We start from the raw sequence: 17451 nt of genomic DNA on the forward strand, positions 1-17451 counted from the left end.
CCGAAGGCTGCGATCTTTTGATCTTAAAAGGTCAAAAGATCGCAGCCTGCGGTAGCTCCTACATGGATCGCGTCAGGGTTTGAGATGCAGCAAGACGTAATCGTTTTTATCAAAACGTCCAGTTAGCGCGGGTTCCAACATTCCCAACGACGTGCCTTTCAAGGCCTTGTAGTCGTTCTGATCCATGATCACCCAGGCAGGCGCCGCGATACTGTCCAAGTCCTGAGCCGATTCGGTGAAGACCGGTTGCAGGTCTTGTTCGATATTGACCATAAACTTGATCGCCTTGGCATCTTTACCCATGCCAAACAACACCAGCGGAGCGGGTTCCTGCTGAACCTGTGCAAAAGCCGCACGGCTGAAGCTGCGCGAATCGTAGAGCTGACGCTCCACTGGTTCGAACACCAGGATGTAAACCGACCACAGCCCCAGTACTGCGCAAAACGCCAGTGCTTGCGCCCGCCATGCAGGCCGGAACAGCGCGGCGATGGCTATCGCTTGCAGCACGCCGAGCACGATCAATACCGGCGCCAGGCCAGTGAGCTGTTCGGGGAAGCGCCGCTGGCCAATCACCAATGCGACGATCAACAAGCCCGGGATCAGCAGCCACAACCCTTGCATCACACCACGCAAGGCGCTGAACAAACGGCCCCGAGTCGCCTGAAACGGATACGCCGCGATGATCGCTGCCATTGGCAGCATCGGCAGCACGTAACGGGCTTTTTTCGCCAGGGGAATCGACAGGCCGACCATCACGATCAACCCGGCGGCCGCGCAGTACAGCACCAGGCGCAGTTGCGGCCCGGCTTCGCGTGGTGTGGTCAGGCAAATGGCGGCCAGCGCCAACAAGCCCAATGGATAGGCCAGCGCATAGTTGCCCATTGAACTGGTGAAGTAATACAGCGAATCGCTGGCGCCCTCACTGCCATCCATGCGCCCCATGAACTGCATGCGAATGACATCCTGCATGAAGGCTGGACCACCGCTGATCTTGGCCAGCAGCAACAGCAAACCGACACACACCACCAGCAGTCCGGCCGCGAGTAGTCCGAAGCCGAACAACCGTTGCCACTGACGATTGAGCAGGAAGTAGCTGCACAACATGCCGGTAGGCACTACCAGGCCAATCGGCCCACGGATCCCGAAGCCCAGCAGCAGCAAGGCAAAAATCAGCAACCAGCGACGGGGAGCACCGAATTGATCTGCGGCATAACCGAGGTAGAACACGGAAAACGCCACCGCGGCGAGCATCAGGTCCAGGGACACTGCCCGTGTTTCGGTGACAAACGTGTTGGTCAGCAACAGCAGGGCGATGCTCAGCAACGCCCAGCGAGTGGAGTAGGGCGCCAGCAGCCGGTACATCAACGTAACGATTACGGAACCTGCAATCGCACTCGGCAGCCAGGCACTAAACGCATTCACCTGTCCGAATGGCAGCGATAGCAACCAGATGAACAAGGTGGTCACCGCCGAATAGTCAGCGTAAGGCTGACCATAGGTGGTCGGGAAAAACGTCGGTCCGTGGCGCAGCATTTCCTGGGCAAACAACACGAACCGCGAATCAAAGCCGATTGCCGTCTGCTGATAAACCCCGACCATGAACAACAGCAGTGCCAACAGCCCCAGAACCAGGGACTGTCGGCGGATCATGTCGGTTGGTTGAACCACCACCGTCAGGCAACCACAGGTGCGGAAGGCCATTGCTGATGAGGAATCGGCAGTTTGCGAGATTCACCGCGACCCATCGGGAAGTACAGGAAGCCGCTGCGCGCCAGGCGCTCTGCGTCATACAGGTTGCGGCCATCGAAAATCACTGGTGCTGCGAGGCGCTCACGGATCAGGTCGAAATCCGGCGCCTTGAATTGTTGCCACTCGGTGCAGATGATCAGCGCATCGGCGCCGGTCAGTACCGATTCCGGTGTGCCCATGAGCGCCAGCTTCGATTCGTGCGGATACAAATGCTGGGTTTCCTGCATCGCTTCCGGGTCGAACGCGCGTACATTGGCGCCCGCCGCCCACAGCGACTCCATCAGTACGCGGCTAGGTGCGTCGCGCATGTCATCGGTGTTCGGCTTGAACGCCAGGCCCCACAAGGCGAAGGTCTTGCCAGCCAGATCACCCTTGTAGAACGCATTGACGCGCTCGAACAGCTTGTGTTTCTGGCGCTCGTTGATTGCTTCCACCGCTTGCAGCAGGTCGCTGGAGCAGTTCGCTTCCTCGGCGCTGTGAATCAGTGCGCGCATGTCTTTCGGGAAGCACGAACCGCCGTAACCGCAGCCCGGATAGATGAAGTGATAGCCGATGCGCTGATCGGCACCGATGCCCAGACGCACGGATTCGATGTCGCAACCCAGGTGCTCGGCCAGCTCGGCGATCTGGTTGATGAAGCTGATTTTCGTCGCCAGCATGCAGTTGGCGGCGTACTTGGTCAGCTCGGCGCTGCGCAGGTCCATGAACATGATGCGGTCATGGTTGCGGTTGAACGGCGCGTAGAGCTCGCGCATCACTTCACGTACTTCGTCACGCTCGCAGCCGACGATGATGCGGTCCGGACGGCGGCAGTCGGCAACGGCGGTGCCTTCCTTGAGGAATTCCGGGTTGGAGACGATATCGAACTCCAGTTCGCGGCCGTCCAGTTTGCCCAGGATATGTGCGCGCAGGGTGTCGCCGGTGCCAACCGGAACGGTGGATTTTTCCACCAGGATCACTGGCTGCACGCGGTGGCGGGCTACCGCATCACCGACCGACAACACGTAGCTCAGGTCTGCCGAACCGTCTTCACTGGACGGTGTACCAACGGCGATGAACAACACTTCGCCATGTTGCACGGCAAGTTTTTCATCGGTGGTGAACTGCAGGCGCTTGGCCTCCAGGCTTTCCTTGACCAGACTGGCCAGCCCCGGTTCAAAAATGCTGACATGGCCTTGCTTGAGCAATTCCACCTTTTTGGCATCGATGTCCATGCAGATCACATCGTGGCCGACTTCGGCCAGAACGGCAGCCTGAACGAGGCCAACGTAACCACTACCAAATACACTGATTTTCATGGGGCATTCCTAAGAACAGGTGCGCGAGCAGGTCGAGAGTTGATGGTGATGACCCCGAGGATGACAAGGGCCACCCCGAGGCTTTTTGCAAGACTGAAATGTTCGTTAAATGCCGGCAGACTAGCGGCCAGCAGGTACACCAGCGCATAGCTGATGCTGAGCAGCGAATAGGCCCGTCCCAGTGGCACGTCCCGCAGAGCGAGCAGCCAACTGAGCATCGACAGCGCGTAGGCAAGGATCGCCGCCAGCACCACGCCGATGGCGGTCAGGTCGACGCTGCCATTGCTCAGAGCTGTCAGCCATTGATCGGGGTGCGGCAGGCGGCTCATGCTCCAGCGCATGCCAAGCTGGGCGGCGCTGGCCAACATGACGCTGCCCAGGGCAAAGGTAATTCCACGGCGCAGGTTCATGTTTGTTGCCCCAGCAAAACCACGCCACCGATTACCAGTACGACGCCCAGCCAATGGCGACGGTCGACGGTTTCGTGAAAGACGAAGCGGGCGACCAGGGTAATGAGTACGAAATTGAGGCTGAGCATCGGATAGGCGACACCGACTTCCAGGCGCTGCAACACCAGCAGCCAGACCAGAAGGCCAAAACCGAGCGAGAACAACGCCAGCCACAGCCACGGCGAGCGAAGTTTCTCGCCCAAGCCGGTCGTTTTACCGCGCCAGCTTTCCACTGCGCACTTCTGGGCCACCTGGCCCAGGCAGGTCAGCAGGCACGCGGTCAGCAACAGAATCAGGCTCATGACGCATCCTGAGGGATGATCAGAATCACCAGATTGCCTTGCTCATAGCGCTTGCCATCTTTAGGCAGCAATTCGAGTTCTTGCAGTTCGTCGTCACCCTTGACCCGCATGACCACGCCGACCGAACCGGTCTTGCGAGCTTCTTGCATCCACTGTTGCACCTGATCCGTGGTGATCCGTCGATTGCCGGTGTCAGGAAAGTCCAGGCCGTATTTAAGCTCGCCGACCGTGTTGTACAGCGCCACTTGTGGACGTCCCAGGCGCCAGGACAGTGCTGCCGCTGCGCCCAGATCATTGCTCAGCAGTTGGCCGGTCTGACCCAGTTCCTGAACGTGTTCGAGGATGAACTGGTCAGGCATCTTGTTGGAGACCACCGAGTTGGGCAGTCCTGCGGGTATCAGTCCGATCAGGATGAGACTGCCAAACGCCGGTGCTGCCCAGCATTGCAGGGGCCGGAAGGCTTGCAGCAAATTGGCCATGATCCAGCCGATCAGCGCGATAAACACCAGAATCAGATGATGCAGCTCAAGTTCGTACACCGGCTTCTTCAGTTGCACGTAGACCAGCGCGAGCAATACGACGACGCCCATCACCAGGTTCAGCAAACCGTTGATTCCCAGCGCCCGACCTTGTTCAAGCTTCAAACGGTCCGCCAGCGCGTTGCCGAGCAACAGCGCCAAGGGCAACAGGCAGGGCAGGATGTAGGCCGGCAATTTGCCCTTGCTCAGGCTGAAGAAAATCAGCGGCATAACCATCCACAACAATAGAAAGCCGATGCTCGCCTGGCGACGGCTCTGCCAGGCTTGTTTCAACGCCGTTGGCAGCAACACCGCCCAAGGCAGGCTGAACGCGACCAGCAGCGGCAGGTAATACCACCAAGGCGCGTCATGCTGGGCGTCTTCGCCAGCGAAGCGCTGAATGTGTTCGTGCCAGAAGAAGAACCGCCAGAAGTCGGGCTCCTGAGAGTGCACGGCCAAGACCCACGGCAGGCTGATTACGATGGCCACGACCACAGCAACCGGGCCGTAGACCAGCAGTTCACGCCAGCGTTTTTGCCAGATCATCCACGGCAAGGCGATCAGCACCGGCAGCAGCCAGGCCAAAAACCCTTGGTCATGAACCCCATGCCGCAGGCCAGCCCCAACGCGGCCCAGCCCAACAGGCGCTGACCACGGCTCTTGCTGTCCAGTGCAAACCACAGGGCAACCAGGCTTGCGTTGACCCAGAAGGTGAATTGCGGATCGAGGTTGGCATAACCGGCCTGGCCGGCGATGACGGTGAAACTCATGTACAGCAAAGCGCAGGCAAAACTTTTGCGCGGGTCGTTCCACAGGCGTCGGGCGATCAAATAGCACAGCAACACGCTCAGCCCGGTGGTCAGGGCTGAGGCGAAACGTACGCCGAACAGATTGTGGCCAAACAACGACTGGCCGATGGCAATCATCCAGTAGCCAGCCACCGGTTTTTCAAAGTAGCGCAAGCCCATGAAATGCGGCGACACCCAGTTGCCGCTCAGGAGCATGTCCTGGCTGATCTGGGCGTAGCGGGTTTCGTCGGGAATCCACAAACCGTGGGTACCCAACGGCAACAGATAGGCAAGCAGCATAACGACCAGCAACACCGGTAATGCCCAGCGTTTACTCATGCGCCTTGCACTCCCAGCCAGCCTTCACGGCCTTCAAGGGCGCCGCGAACTACGCGGCCGGCCGGCAGGGTAGCGAGTGACTCGGGCAACAAGTCGCCCAAGGGTTGGAAATGAATGTCGCGCTGGCGTGCATCGGCCAGCAGCTGACGAAAATCGTTGGCCATCAGAATCCCTTCTACCTCGGCATGGATCGTGTAGACGTTCAGTTTTTCGGGGGTAAAGCGGTCCAGGATGAAAGCGTTGAAATCTTTGGCAACCACGGTCGGACCGACCACCTCGTCAAAGGTAGGCAGGTCCACCGGGATTTGTGGCGCACCGAGGCGGCCATCGGCCAATGTCGGCTGGAACAGGCTCTGGCCCCGGCAATCGCTGTTATAGCGAAAGCCGAAACCTTGCTTGGCTTCGATCACACGCTCGTCAGCCCGCCAACCGGCAGAAGCCGAGCAGTCGACTTTTTGCCCGAGGATATCGCTGAGGCAATCAACGCCCCGGCGAATCTGCTCGATCAATTGCGCATCGCTCCAGCGCCCGGCGTTGGCTTGCCAGCCATGGTGATCCCAGGCGTGCAGGCCGACTTCATGACCGGCGTCCCGGGCCTGACGCATCAGGTGCCCGAGGTCGCGACCAATGGGTTTGCCTGGCCAGGCAGTGCCGGCCAGCAAAATATCCCAGCCATACAGGCCGGCGGCGTTGGAACGCAGCATCTTCCAGAGGAATTGTGGGCGGATGAGGCGCCACAAGTGGCGCCCCATGTTGTCCGGCCCGACGCTGAAGAAAAACGTCGCCTTGACCTGAGCCTCATCGAGCATTTCCAGCAACCGGGGCACCCCTTCACGGGTGCCTCGGTAGGTGTCGACATCGATACGAAGGCCTGCCTGCATTAGCGCTTGTCCGCGATTTCGAGCATGGCTTCGCGCAGGAAGAAGTCCAGCGTGTTGCCGATGGTTTCGCTCATTTCAACGGTAGGCTCCCAGTCCAGCAGGCGCTTGGCGTTGGCAATGCTTGGCTTGCGGTGTTCCACGTCCTGGTAACCGGCACCGTAGAACGCCTTGCTTTCCACGTCGCGGAAACCGGCGAACGGAGGGAAGTTGGCACGCAGTGGGTGCGCTTCGAACTGACGCAGCAGCTCTTCGCCCAACTGACGGATGCTGGCTTCGTTTTCCGGGTTGCCGATGTTGATGATCTGACCGTTGCACGCGTCGTTTTCGTTGTCGACGATGCGTGCCAGGGCTTCGATGCCGTCAGCGATGTCAGTGAAGCAGCGCTTCTGCTCGCCACCGTCGAACAGACGGATCGGAGTACCTTCCACCAGGTTCAGGATCAACTGGGTGATGGCACGGGAGCTGCCGATACGGGCCGAATCCAGACGGTCCAGACGCGGGCCCATCCAGTTGAATGGACGGAACAGGGTGAAGTTCAGGCCCTTGGCGCCGTAAGCCCAGATCACGCGGTCCAGCAGTTGCTTGGAGACCGAGTAGATCCAGCGCTGCTTGTTGATCGGACCAACGATCAGGTTCGAGGTGTCTTCGTCGAAGTTCTTGTCCTGGCACATGCCATAGACTTCGGAGGTCGACGGGAAAATCACGCGCTTGTTGTACTTGACGCAGTAGCGAACCAGTTTCAGGTTCTCTTCGAAGTCCAGTTCGAATACGCGCAGCGGGTTGCGGGTGTATTCGATTGGCGTTGCGATGGCTACCAGCGGCAGGACCACGTCGCACTTCTTGATGTGATATTCGATCCACTCGGAGTGAATGCTGATATCGCCTTCCACGAAGTGGAAGTTCGGGTGGCTGCGCAGGCGCTCGATGGCGTCGGAACCGATGTCCAGGCCGTAGACGTCGTACTTGTCGTCACGCAGCAGGCGCTCGGACAAGTGGTTACCGATGAAGCCGTTGACGCCCAGGATCAGTACGCGAGTACGACGTGGAGCACGGCCGGATTCGGCACCGCGCAATACTGAACCGTCTACCAGGCCCAGTTCAGCAGCCAGTTGCGGGCCGCTGAGGTACAGGCCGTTATCGTTACGCTGACCGGAAGTGATGACCAGCGAGTCTTCGCCGCAAGCGATGCGCAGCGGATCAACACTGATTACACGGCCAGGTGCTTGACCTTCGTTGCCCTTGGCGACTTCAGCGCTCCAGACAATCAGTTTGTGCTCGCCCACTGCGCAGAACGCGCCCGGGTATGGCTGAGTAACAGCGCGAACCAGGTTGAACAGCTCTTCAGCCGGTTTCTTCCAGACCAGTTTGCCGTCGGCCGGAGTGCGGCGACCAAACACGGTAGCTTTGGATTCGTCCTGGGCGGTCTCGGTGACTTTGCCTTGCAGCAGGGCTGGCAGGGTGTCACGCAGCAGGGAAGCGGCGGCTTCGCGCAGTTTGCCATGCAGGCTCAGGGCGGTATCGGCACGGTCGATGGCGACCTTGTGCTGAGCGATGATTGCGCCAGCATCGGCACGTTTGACCATGCGGTGCAGGGTCACGCCGGTTTCGGTTTCGCCGTTGACCAGCACCCAGTTGGCCGGTGCGCGACCACGGTAGGTTGGCAGCAGCGAGCCGTGCAGGTTGAACGCGCCTTTGCTGGCGGTGGCCAGCAGTGGCTCGCTCAGCAGATTGCGGTAGTAGAAAGAGAAAATGTACTCAGGGTTGAGCTTGGCGATGCGCTCGATCCACAGCGGGTGGTTGACATCTTCCGGCGCATGAACCGGGATGCCTTTGCGAGCGCACAGTTGCGCAACGGAGCCGTAGAAGGCGTTTTCCTTCGGATCATCGGCGTGGGTGAATACCGCGCCGATTTCAAAACCTGCGTTTAACAGGGCTTCAATGCCGGCACAGCCGATATCGTGGTAGGCGAAGACAACAGCTTTTGCGCTCATGAGTGAACCTGATCTGAAGAAGTGGAAGTGAGACCGTCAACGGTAACAACGGGAGCAGGGGAAGCGGGTTCGTTACGCAGGACCTTCTCGATGAAGAACCGTGGACGCGCCCGAACATCGCTGTACATGCGGCCCAGGTATTCACCCAGAAGGCCCATGCCGATGAATTGGCCGCCGGTGAAGACGAACAGCACGGCGAACAGCACGAAGGTACCGCCGCCAGCCCAACCAGAGCCGAAGGCCAGGCGCAAGACGATCAGCGCAATGGCAAACAGTACGCCAAGGCCCGCCATGCAGAAGCCGACGATGCTGAGCAGACGTAGAGGGGTGGTGGTCATGCAGGTGATCAGGTCGAACATCAAGTTGACCAGACGCATCGGGCTGTACTTGGATTCGCCGTGTTCACGTTCGGCGTGGGTCACCAGGATTTCCGTGGTGTGCCGGGCGAAACTGTTGGCAAGGATTGGAATGAAGGTGCTGCGTTCGCGGCAGGCGAGCATTGCGTCGACGATGGTGCGGCGGTAAGCACGCAGCATGCAGCCGTAGTCGCTCATGGCCACGCCGGTGGAACGTTGCACGGCCAGGTTGATCAACTTCGATGGCCAGCGGCGCAAGGCCGAGTCCTGACGGTTGTTGCGCACGGTGGCGACCACGTCATAACCGAGTTCGGCCTGGGCCACCAGTCGCGGGATTTCTTCGGGCGGGTTCTGCAGGTCAGCGTCGAGGGTGATGACCACATCGCCCTTGCACTGTTCGAAACCGGCCATGATCGCCGCGTCGCTGACCGTAGTTGCGGTTGAGAATGACCGCCACGACGTGGCTGCCTTGACGATTGGCAGCATCTTCGAGCAGTTGCGCCGAATTGTCGCGACTGCCGTCGTCCACCAGCACGATTTCGTACTCGTGGGTCAGTTGCGCGCAGGCTGCTTCGGTGCGACGCAACAATTCGGGCAGGCTTTCTTCTTCGTTGTAGACCGGAATAACGATCGACACGCAGTTGATTGGATAAGGTCTCAAAGGCTTCTGTCCATAATGTTTTCGATGGCACCAACAACGCGATCAACGTCGTCGGTGGTCATGTCGGGGAACAAGGGAATCGAACACAGCCGCGCCGAGTTCCATTCGGTATTGGGCAGATAGATGTCCGGGAAACGTTGACGATAATAGGTGTGCAGGTGCGTGGCAATAAAGTGAATGCCTGTTCCGATATTTTGTTCCTGCAAAGCCTTCATGAACGCTTCACGATCCAGCCCGCAACGTTCGGCGTCGATACGCAGAATGAACAGGTGCCAGGCGTGTTGTTGCGGATACGTCGGAATGGTCAACGGCTGCACGGGCAGGCCTTCCAGGCGCTGCAAGTAGGTCTGGGCCAGTTGCGTGCGTTTGGCGTTGATTTCGTCCAGTCGCTCCAGTTGCACCAGGGCGATGGCGGCATTGATGTCGGCCAGGTTGTACTTGAAGCCTGGCTCGATAACCTGGGCCTGCGGCTTGCGCCCGCCAGTCAGTCGATCGTAGGCGTCAACGCCCAGACCGTGGAACTTGAGCATACGCACACGAGTGGCGAGGGCTTCATCGTCGGTGACGAACATCGCGCCTTCGGCGCAGGTCATGTTCTTGATCGCGTGGAACGAGAAGATCGCCGTGCCTTGGGAACCGACGTGACGACCTTTGTAGAAAGTGCCGGCCGCGTGGGCCGCGTCTTCGATGACGGCGATCCCGTGCTTGTCAGCCAGGGCATAGAGCGGATCGAGGTCGAACGCCGCGCCGGCGTAATGCACCGGAATGATCGCCTTGGTACGGGGCGTGATCGCCGCTTCAATGCTTTGCAGGTCGGTCATCAGGGTGTCGCGATCGACATCGACAAAAACCGGTGTTGCCCCCAACAGGCAGATCATGTTGGCGGTGGACACCCACGTCTGGGACGGGGTAATGACTTCATCCCCGGGGCCGATGCCCAGGGCCAGCAAGGTGATGTGCATGCCACCGGTAGCGGACGACAATGCCACGGCATGCTTGCAACCGACGTAGTTGGCGAAGTGTTCTTCCAGTGCCTGGTTTTTTGGCCCGGTTGTGATCCAGCCGGAGCGTAATACTTGCTCGACGGCCGCAATTTCTTCATCGCCGATACTGGGGCGAGAGAAGGGGAGAAAAGCCTGACTCATGGGGACCTCGGGTCTGAAGCGTCAACGGAATTTCAGCTGTAAAAGTTTGGATCCACTCAAAGCGTAGACGCTAAAACGAAAGCTGCATCAATTAGTTACCGCGGAAATGTGACAAATTACGTGGTTGACTTTCGGCTCCTTGCTCGTCAGGTTGGAATTGAGAATCGATGGCTATCCGATCCGTTCAGATTAAGCGCGAAAATGTGAAAGGGACATGAAAAACCGGTCGGTGAATCGTTTTTCTGAAGTTCAGACAGCCAAAGTTCAGACTTCTACCGTTTATCGCGCCTTATCAGTGGCTTGCGTTCGGAGCGCAACCCCTTACAGCAAGTAGTAAAACTCATTAGTTGTTGTGTTGAACCGTTTTCATTCAAGGTTTTTTCGTTTGATTGACTTATCTGCTACCGACTCCATAGCTACCAAAGCCAACCCGCTGGCCCTATATCTGACCCGCCTTGCGCAGTCCAGTCAACTAACCATGCGGTATGTTTTGCAAGACGCGGCGGATCGACTGGGTTTTGAAGACATGAACATAGAGGAAATTCCCTGGCACGAACTCCAGCCTGAGGACGTCGTGGCGTTAGTGGCTGCTTTGCGCACTGATGGTTACGCGCCTAATACGTCTTCGCTGTATGTGAACGCGGTGCGCGGGGTCATGAACGAAGCCTGGCGCATGAGCCTGATCAGCCAGGAGCACTTACTGAAAATGCGCTCAGTCAAAGGCATTGCCGGCACGCGGCTCGCCCAAGGGCGCAACCTCAAGCGCTCGCTGATCAAAGAACTAATGGAGGTCTGTGCCGCCGATCCGCGGCCACAAGGGCTGCGGGACGCGGCGATCATTGCGGTGCTGTATGGTTCGGGGATGCGCAAATCGGAGTCGGTGAACCTGGACCTGAACCAAGTGGATTTCACCGAGCGCAGCTTGCGGGTCACCGCCAAGGGCAACAAACAGTTGATCAAGTACGCGCCGGCCTGGGCGTTCGCCAAACTGGAGGCGTGGCTGGAGTTACGCCGTTCGCAATTAGGGGAAGGCCAGGAGGACGATCCATTCCTGTTCAACCGCATCCGCCGCGGCAGCCACATTACCCGCGAGCGCATCACCAAACATGCGATCTATTACATCGCCAGGCAGCGCGGCGCCCAGGTCGGGGTGAAGATTATGCCCCACGACTTCCGGCGCTCATTCATCACCCGAGTGATCGAAGAGCACGATCTGTCGATAGCCCAGAAACTGGCCCACCACAGCAATATCCAGACCACCGCCAACTATGACGTGCGCGATGACAATGAGCGCCGCCGGGCGGTGGACCGCTTTGACCTGTGAGCGATGTCAGCCAGTCAGCACATGGGCATTACCGAGCGTTGTGACATGAACGGCACTGCCAGCCGGCGGGGCGTGCATGCCGGAGCTGCGAACCAGTAATGATCGGCCCGGCTCGGATTTACCGGGCAGCAACTCCACCGTCAAAGTGCAGGTGTTGCCACCGAAGTCGCGATCGGTGACCACGCCAGGACAGCCAAGGGAATCTGTTGGCGAGCTGTTGATCTGTAATTGCTCGGGTCGAAGCATGATCTGCGCCGAGCCGTTGCGGTCCGGGCTATTGACCGGAATACGGCCAAGGTCGCAATGGGCCCAGCCGGCCTCGATCCGCGCAGGCATGACCACCGCATCGCCGAGAAACAGCGCGGTTTGCTCGTCGTCCGGGTAGCGGTACAAATCCATCGGATGGCCTGATTGCACCAGCCGGCCCTGACGCATCACCGCCAACTGATCAGCAAACGACAACGCTTCGCTTTGATCGTGGGTCACCAGAATGGTGGTCACGCCGGCATCTGCGAGTAGGCGGGCGACCATTTTGCGCATGGCTGCGCGCAACCCGGTGTCGAGCGCCGAGAATGGTTCATCCAGCAGCATCAGTCGTGGCTGCTGGGCCAATGCCCTGGCCAGGGCAACCCGTTGTTGCTGACCGCCAGACAGTTCATGGGGCCAACGCTTGGCCATGTTCGAATCCAGGGCGACGCTGTCCATCAGTTCGGCGATACGATCCTGCCGGGTCGGGCCCTTGTCCGCCAGGCCGAAACCGATGTTGGCGGCGACGGTCATGTGCGGGAACAAGGCGCCGTCCTGGGGCACATAACCGATCAAACGCTGGTGCGCCGGTACCGAATGCGTGCCGTCGACCAGTATCTGGCCGTTGAGCGAGAGGCTGCCCGAGTCCGGGAATTCGAAGCCGGCAATCATCCGCAGCAAGGTGGTTTTGCCTGAACCGGACGGCCCGACGATCACCGTTCGACTACCAGTTGGCACCGACAGGTTGATGTTTTCCAGGGCGCGCTGAGTGCCAAAGGATTTGTGGATCGAGTTCAGTTCGAGGGCGTTCATCGGCCAGCCGTGCGTTTGGATTGGTGATAAAGAAGGCCGGTCAGTGGCAACGACAGCAAGATCATGATCAACGCGTAGGGCGCTGCCGCCGCGTAGTCGATTTCACTGGTCATGGCCCAGAATCCGGTGGCCAGGGTGCGTGTGCCGTTCGGTGCCAACAGCAGGGTGGCGGTCAACTCGTTGGTGATCGCCAGGAACACCAGCGCGGCGCCGGCAGCAGCACCCGGAGCCGCGAGGCGCAAGGTGATCAGCCAAAGAGCCCGGCCGGGGGATCGACCGAGGCTGCGGGCCATGTTCTCCAGTTCCACCGGTGCCTGAGCGATGCCGGCACGCAAACTCACCAGTGCCCGGGGCAGAAACATCAGCAGATAAGCCAGCAGCACGGTGATGGTGGTCTGGTAGATCGGCCGGGCAAAGTGAATCGTCACCGTCACCAAGGCCAGGGCAACCACAATGCCGGGCAACGAACTGGTGATGTAGTTGCAGCTTTCCAATACTCGTTGCAGACGGCCCGGCGAGCGGATCGACAACCAGGCAATCGGGATCGCCGCACAGGTGGTGAGGGCTGCGCCAGCGACACCCAGCAGCAGAGTCTGTTGCAGGGCCGGCAGCAAATCAGCCGCCTGCCAGACTTCACTGCCCCCGGCGATCAGCCATTTGCTCAGAGTGATCAATGGAACGCCCAACGCCAGAGCGCAAGTCACGATTTGCAGCGTGAGGGCGAGCAGGGTGGTGTTGGCATCCAGACGCACGATGCGCTGATCCCGAGCACTGCCTGAGCCAACCCTGGCGTAACGAGCGCTGCCGCGCGCAGCCGATTCGGCGGTCAGCATGGCCAGGCAACACAGCGCCAGAACCCCGGCCAGCATGTTCGCGGCAGGGCCGTTGAAGGTGGATTTGAATTGATCGAAAATCGCGGTCGTAAAGGTATCGAAGCGAATCATCGCGTACAGACCGTATTCAGCCAGCAGGTGCAGGCCCACCAGCAACGCTCCGCCGCAGATGGCCAGGCGCAATTGCGGCAGCACCACCCGGAAAAACACGGCCCAGGGCTTGAGTCCGAGGGATTCGGCGACGTCTTCGATGGCCGGGTCGAGCCGGCGCAAGGTCGCGGCAACCGGTAGATAAAGAAACGGGAAGTAAGCGATCACCGACACCAGCACGCCGGCCGGTAACCCATGAATCGACGGCACCAGGCTGACCCACGCGTAACTGTGAACGAACGCCGGCACGGCCAGTGGCGCAGTGGCCAGTAGCGACCACCAACGCCGTCCCGGCAGGTTGGTGCGTTCGGTCAGCCACGCCAGCGCAACGCCCAATACGACACACAAGGGCAGGGTGATCACCACCAGCATCACGGTGTTGATCAGTAATTCGGCTACCCGCGGCCGAAATACCAACGTCTCGATGGCGGCCCAGCCGGTTTGCCAGGACACGCCCATCACGAAAATAATCGGCAGCAGCGACAACAGCGACACCAGTACCGATAAACCAGTCACCCACGCGCCTCCGCGACCAATAAACAGGCCACGGGAGCGTCTTAGTGAGTTCGCGGGTATCGCCGAAGCGATACCCGACGGCAGTGTTTCAGGCATCAATTAGAGCAGTCCGGCCTGGGTCATGAGTTCCACCGCTTTTTTGCTGTCGAGCTTGGAGGCATCGACGGCCGGTGCGTCAAGTTGCGAAAGCGGCGTCAGTTTCGGGTTCGATTCAGCGTTCTGGCCCACAGCGTATTCAAACGAGTTGCCGTTTTTCAGAATCGCCTGGCCGTCCTTGCCGGTAATCCACTTCAGGAAAGCCTGGGCTTGTTCCTTGTGTTTGCTGGAAGCCAGAACACCGCCACCGGAGATGCTGACAAACGCACCCGGGTCTTTGTGCTTGAAGTAGTGCAGGCTGGTGTCTTTGCTGTTTTCGCCGGTCTTGGCCTGATCGACGAAGCGGTAGTAGTGGTAGATCACGCCGCTGTCGATTTGCCCGGCATTCACGGCTTTCAGCACCGCGCTGTTGCCACGGTAAGCCGTGGAGTTGACTTTCATCGCTTTCAGCCAGTCCAGCGTTGCGGCTTCACCCTTGAGTTCAAGCACGGCAGCGACGATCGCCTGGAAGTCGGCGCCACTTGGCGACGCGGCCCAGCGGCCTTTCCAGCTCGGCGAGGCGAGGTCCATCAGCGATTTTGGCAGATCTGCTTCAGTCAGCTTGGCTGGGTTGTAGACAAACACCGTGGAGCGCGCGGCGATGCCAACCCATTTACCGTGGGCCGGACGATAAGGTGAGCCAATTTGTTCCAGGGTGGTTGGCGCAACCGGGGCGAACAGCCCTGCGTTCTCTACAAGGACCATGGCCGGGGAGTTCTCGGTCAGGAATACGTCTGCCGGGGAGGCAGCGCCTTCCTGGACGATCTGGTTACCCATTTCGGTGTCGTCGCCGTTGCGCACGGTGACTTTGATCCCGGTTTCCTTGGTGAAACCCTCGACCCAGGATTTGGTCAGGCTTTCGTGCTGCGCGTTGTAGACCACGATGCCGTCAGCCTCGGTGGCGGCGTAGACGTGCCCAGCGCTGACCAATGCAGTCGCCAGCAGTGCTTTTTTCAGAAAAGAAGGAATACGGGTAGTCATGCTGAGCCAGCTCCGGATTTTTTTGATTTTTACATGCGCAATGCTTGCAGAGAGATTCTCATTAACTCTAGATCAATAGGAATCATTTGCATGTTTGAGGCGCGGCGAATGTAGATCCGAGAATGTGAAAAAAATGTCAAAAAAAACGTTAATCCGTGTGATGACGCAATCGGGAAGGTGTCTGGAAACGAACTGTGGGAGCGAGCCTGCTCGCGATGGCGGCATGACAGTCAACGATGATGTTGAATGTAATGCCCTCATCGCGAGCAAGCTCGCTCCCACAGGGTTATCGGTACAGGTCAGGATTGGGGAATAAACGCCACACTCTGGTCTTCACGACCATGGAACATTCGCTCACCGTTGGTGGGCGTGGTGGTGATGACCTGATGGTCGGCACTCAGGTAGTTCAGGGGTAGGTCACCGCCATTGCGGTATTGCGCCACAATGATGGTGCGCTGAGGATCCCAATGCTGGCCGCTGGTGGTCTCAAGCCAAGCCATCAACGCAGCGCTGTCGCCGGTGCGGGGGAAGTCCTGGTTTTCCTGCACGTAATAGAACGGCGCGCCCCCGGTTTGCAGGTACATCGGTACTTTGTTATCGACTTCGATCATAACCATGCGCCACTCGTTCAACGGCGCACGCTTGCTGGCCTCGAGCTTGACCGTCTCACCGAACTGGACCACGCCGCCACCGCCGTTGGTCCATGGGTAGAGCACACCCAGCACCGCAAGCATCAGCACCGTGGCCGCGCCAACGCCGATCTTCATCCTGCGACTGCCAAACCGACCCGCCGCGTTGCGTTCCGCCATTCGCTTGGTAATCCACCAGGCGCCAAGCAATTGCGCGAATGGCACCAGTGGCAACACGTAATAACTGCGGCGACTTCCGCTGGCGGTGAAGAACAGCATCAGCAGACCCAGGCCCCAGATCAGCCAGCGGGTATTGGGTTCGACATTGCGCCAGTGACGTATGGCGACCCACAATCCGATGATCCAGCACGGCGCCCAGGGCAGGGTGTAGACCGGCAGGTAAATCAGATAAGTGTAAATCGGGCCAATGTTGTCGAACGGCTGGAAAAACCGCACGACGTTTTCCCGCAGTACCAGGCCCAGGCCACTTTCGCCGTAGGTCGGCGCGCCGTAGAAGTGGGACAGGATGAATGGCGTCATGTAGAACACGCCGGCAATCACCAGGGCCAGACAGAGCCGCAGGTTGAGGTGGCGCTTCCAGCGACCTTCCTGCAACAGATGAGGCAACAGCACCAGGCCCGGCAAGATGAAGCCGATCAAACCCTTGAACAGCGAGGTCAGCGACAACAGCAGGAAAAACACCAGGTAGCGACCCAGGCGCGTGTCGTCCGGTCCACGCCAGTACCACCAGACCGCCGCGAGTACGCCGCACACGGTCAAGATGTCGGCCGTGGCAACCCTCGCCCAGAATATGAAGTAGAAAGTCGTCGCCAGCATCCAGCCAGCGATCAGGCCGGTGCCTTTGCGAAACAATTGTTCGCCGATCAGGTACACCAGCCAGACGCTCAGCCACGCCGATATCACCGACGACAGACGCAGCGACCAGTGACCCAGGCCGCCGGTCAGCCACGCCGTGGCGGTGATCAGCCAATAGGACGGCAGCGGTTTATCGTAATACGGCCCGCCCTTGAGATAAGGGTCGAAGTAGTCACCACTCTGGAGCATCTGCAGGGCGATGTTGGCCCAGCGGGTTTCCGCGCCCCACAACTCCCGAGTGCCCAAACCCAACAACAACATCAGCGCAGTCGCGCCCAGCAGGAGCCACAGCGCGCCCCTGTCACTTGCCCAAAACTTCATTGAGGGTTTCCCTGTAGAACTTTAAGTAGTTGCATACATTGGTAGAGGTGGCGAACACCGCATTTGTGGCGAGCGAGCTTGCTCGCGCCGGGCTGCGAAGCGGCCCCAAAATCCTGCGAGCGCTGCGCACTCGAGCGGGAGCAAGCTCCC

General features: G+C 59.4%; 12 protein-coding genes and 2 pseudogenes. 1 reads left to right on the forward strand and 13 read right to left on the reverse strand.

The annotated features are described in order from the left end of the window. Positions 1-72: 72 nt before the first annotated feature. The 9 genes and pseudogenes from RHM58_RS24915 to arnB all read right to left on the reverse strand — a co-directional run bounded on the left by RHM58_RS24915 (position 73) and on the right by arnB (position 10477). Positions 73-1701 carry an ArnT family glycosyltransferase gene (locus RHM58_RS24915; protein WP_322268440.1) on the reverse strand — a complete coding sequence of 543 codons (1629 nt, stop codon included), beginning with the start codon at positions 1699-1701 and terminating at the stop codon, positions 73-75. Then, positions 1674-3047 carry a UDP-glucose dehydrogenase family protein gene (locus RHM58_RS24920; RefSeq protein ID WP_201196867.1) on the reverse strand — a complete coding sequence of 458 codons (1374 nt, stop codon included), beginning with the start codon at positions 3045-3047 and terminating at the stop codon, positions 1674-1676. Before RHM58_RS24920 ends, RHM58_RS24915 begins: the two co-directional genes overlap by 28 nt. Then, positions 3044-3457 (reverse strand): 4-amino-4-deoxy-L-arabinose-phosphoundecaprenol flippase subunit ArnF, encoded by a 414-nt coding sequence (arnF, locus tag RHM58_RS24925; protein WP_201203717.1) that lies wholly within the window; start codon positions 3455-3457, stop codon positions 3044-3046. The genes RHM58_RS24920 and arnF overlap by 4 nt, the downstream gene beginning before the upstream one ends. Further along, a complete protein-coding gene (arnE, locus tag RHM58_RS24930; protein ID WP_322268441.1) occupies positions 3454-3798 on the reverse strand; it encodes a 4-amino-4-deoxy-L-arabinose-phosphoundecaprenol flippase subunit ArnE in 345 nt (114 codons plus the stop codon). Before arnE ends, arnF begins: the two co-directional genes overlap by 4 nt. Next, positions 3795-5443 (reverse strand): annotated as a pseudogene (arnT, locus tag RHM58_RS24935) (lipid IV(A) 4-amino-4-deoxy-L-arabinosyltransferase). The gene arnE and the pseudogene arnT overlap by 4 nt, the downstream one beginning before the upstream one ends. Continuing rightward, complete coding sequence (gene arnD / locus RHM58_RS24940; RefSeq protein WP_201203714.1) at positions 5440-6324, reverse strand: 4-deoxy-4-formamido-L-arabinose-phosphoundecaprenol deformylase; 885 nt, start codon at positions 6322-6324, stop codon at positions 5440-5442. The pseudogene arnT and the gene arnD overlap by 4 nt, the downstream one beginning before the upstream one ends. Then, positions 6324-8315 (reverse strand): bifunctional UDP-4-amino-4-deoxy-L-arabinose formyltransferase/UDP-glucuronic acid oxidase ArnA, encoded by a 1992-nt coding sequence (gene arnA, locus RHM58_RS24945; protein ID WP_201203712.1) that lies wholly within the window; start codon positions 8313-8315, stop codon positions 6324-6326. Before arnA ends, arnD begins: the two co-directional genes overlap by 1 nt. After that, positions 8312-9332 (reverse strand): annotated as a pseudogene (gene arnC, locus RHM58_RS24950) (undecaprenyl-phosphate 4-deoxy-4-formamido-L-arabinose transferase). Before arnC ends, arnA begins: the two are co-directional and overlap by 4 nt. Beyond that, a complete protein-coding gene (arnB, locus tag RHM58_RS24955; protein ID WP_201203708.1) occupies positions 9329-10477 on the reverse strand; it encodes a UDP-4-amino-4-deoxy-L-arabinose aminotransferase in 1149 nt (382 codons plus the stop codon). The pseudogene arnC and the gene arnB overlap by 4 nt, the downstream one beginning before the upstream one ends. Positions 10478-10862: 385 nt before the next feature. Here arnB and RHM58_RS24960 point away from each other — a divergent pair, with 385 nt between their 5' ends. Then, positions 10863-11801, forward strand: a complete 939-nt coding sequence (locus RHM58_RS24960) for a site-specific integrase (protein WP_416195271.1) — start codon at positions 10863-10865, stop codon at positions 11799-11801. A gap of 6 nt (positions 11802-11807) precedes the next feature. On the opposite strand, the gene RHM58_RS24965 is transcribed toward RHM58_RS24960, so the two are convergent. From RHM58_RS24965 to RHM58_RS24980, 4 genes are all read right to left on the reverse strand, one after another. Beyond that, a complete protein-coding gene (locus RHM58_RS24965; protein ID WP_201203706.1) occupies positions 11808-12860 on the reverse strand; it encodes an ABC transporter ATP-binding protein in 1053 nt (350 codons plus the stop codon). After that, entirely contained in the window at positions 12857-14455 is a 1599-nt protein-coding gene (locus tag RHM58_RS24970) for an ABC transporter permease (RefSeq protein ID WP_201254968.1), read from the reverse strand. The genes RHM58_RS24965 and RHM58_RS24970 overlap by 4 nt, the downstream gene beginning before the upstream one ends. A 3-nt stretch (positions 14456-14458) precedes the next feature. Next, positions 14459-15475 (reverse strand): iron ABC transporter substrate-binding protein, encoded by a 1017-nt coding sequence (locus RHM58_RS24975; protein ID WP_201254969.1) that lies wholly within the window; start codon positions 15473-15475, stop codon positions 14459-14461. 299 nt (positions 15476-15774) lie between these two features. Further along, positions 15775-17301 carry an ArnT family glycosyltransferase gene (locus RHM58_RS24980; protein WP_201254970.1) on the reverse strand — a complete coding sequence of 509 codons (1527 nt, stop codon included), beginning with the start codon at positions 17299-17301 and terminating at the stop codon, positions 15775-15777. Positions 17302-17451: the final 150 nt, after the last annotated feature.

This window comes from Pseudomonas sp. 10S4 (genome assembly GCF_034344865.1).
Classification (GTDB): domain Bacteria; phylum Pseudomonadota; class Gammaproteobacteria; order Pseudomonadales; family Pseudomonadaceae; genus Aquipseudomonas.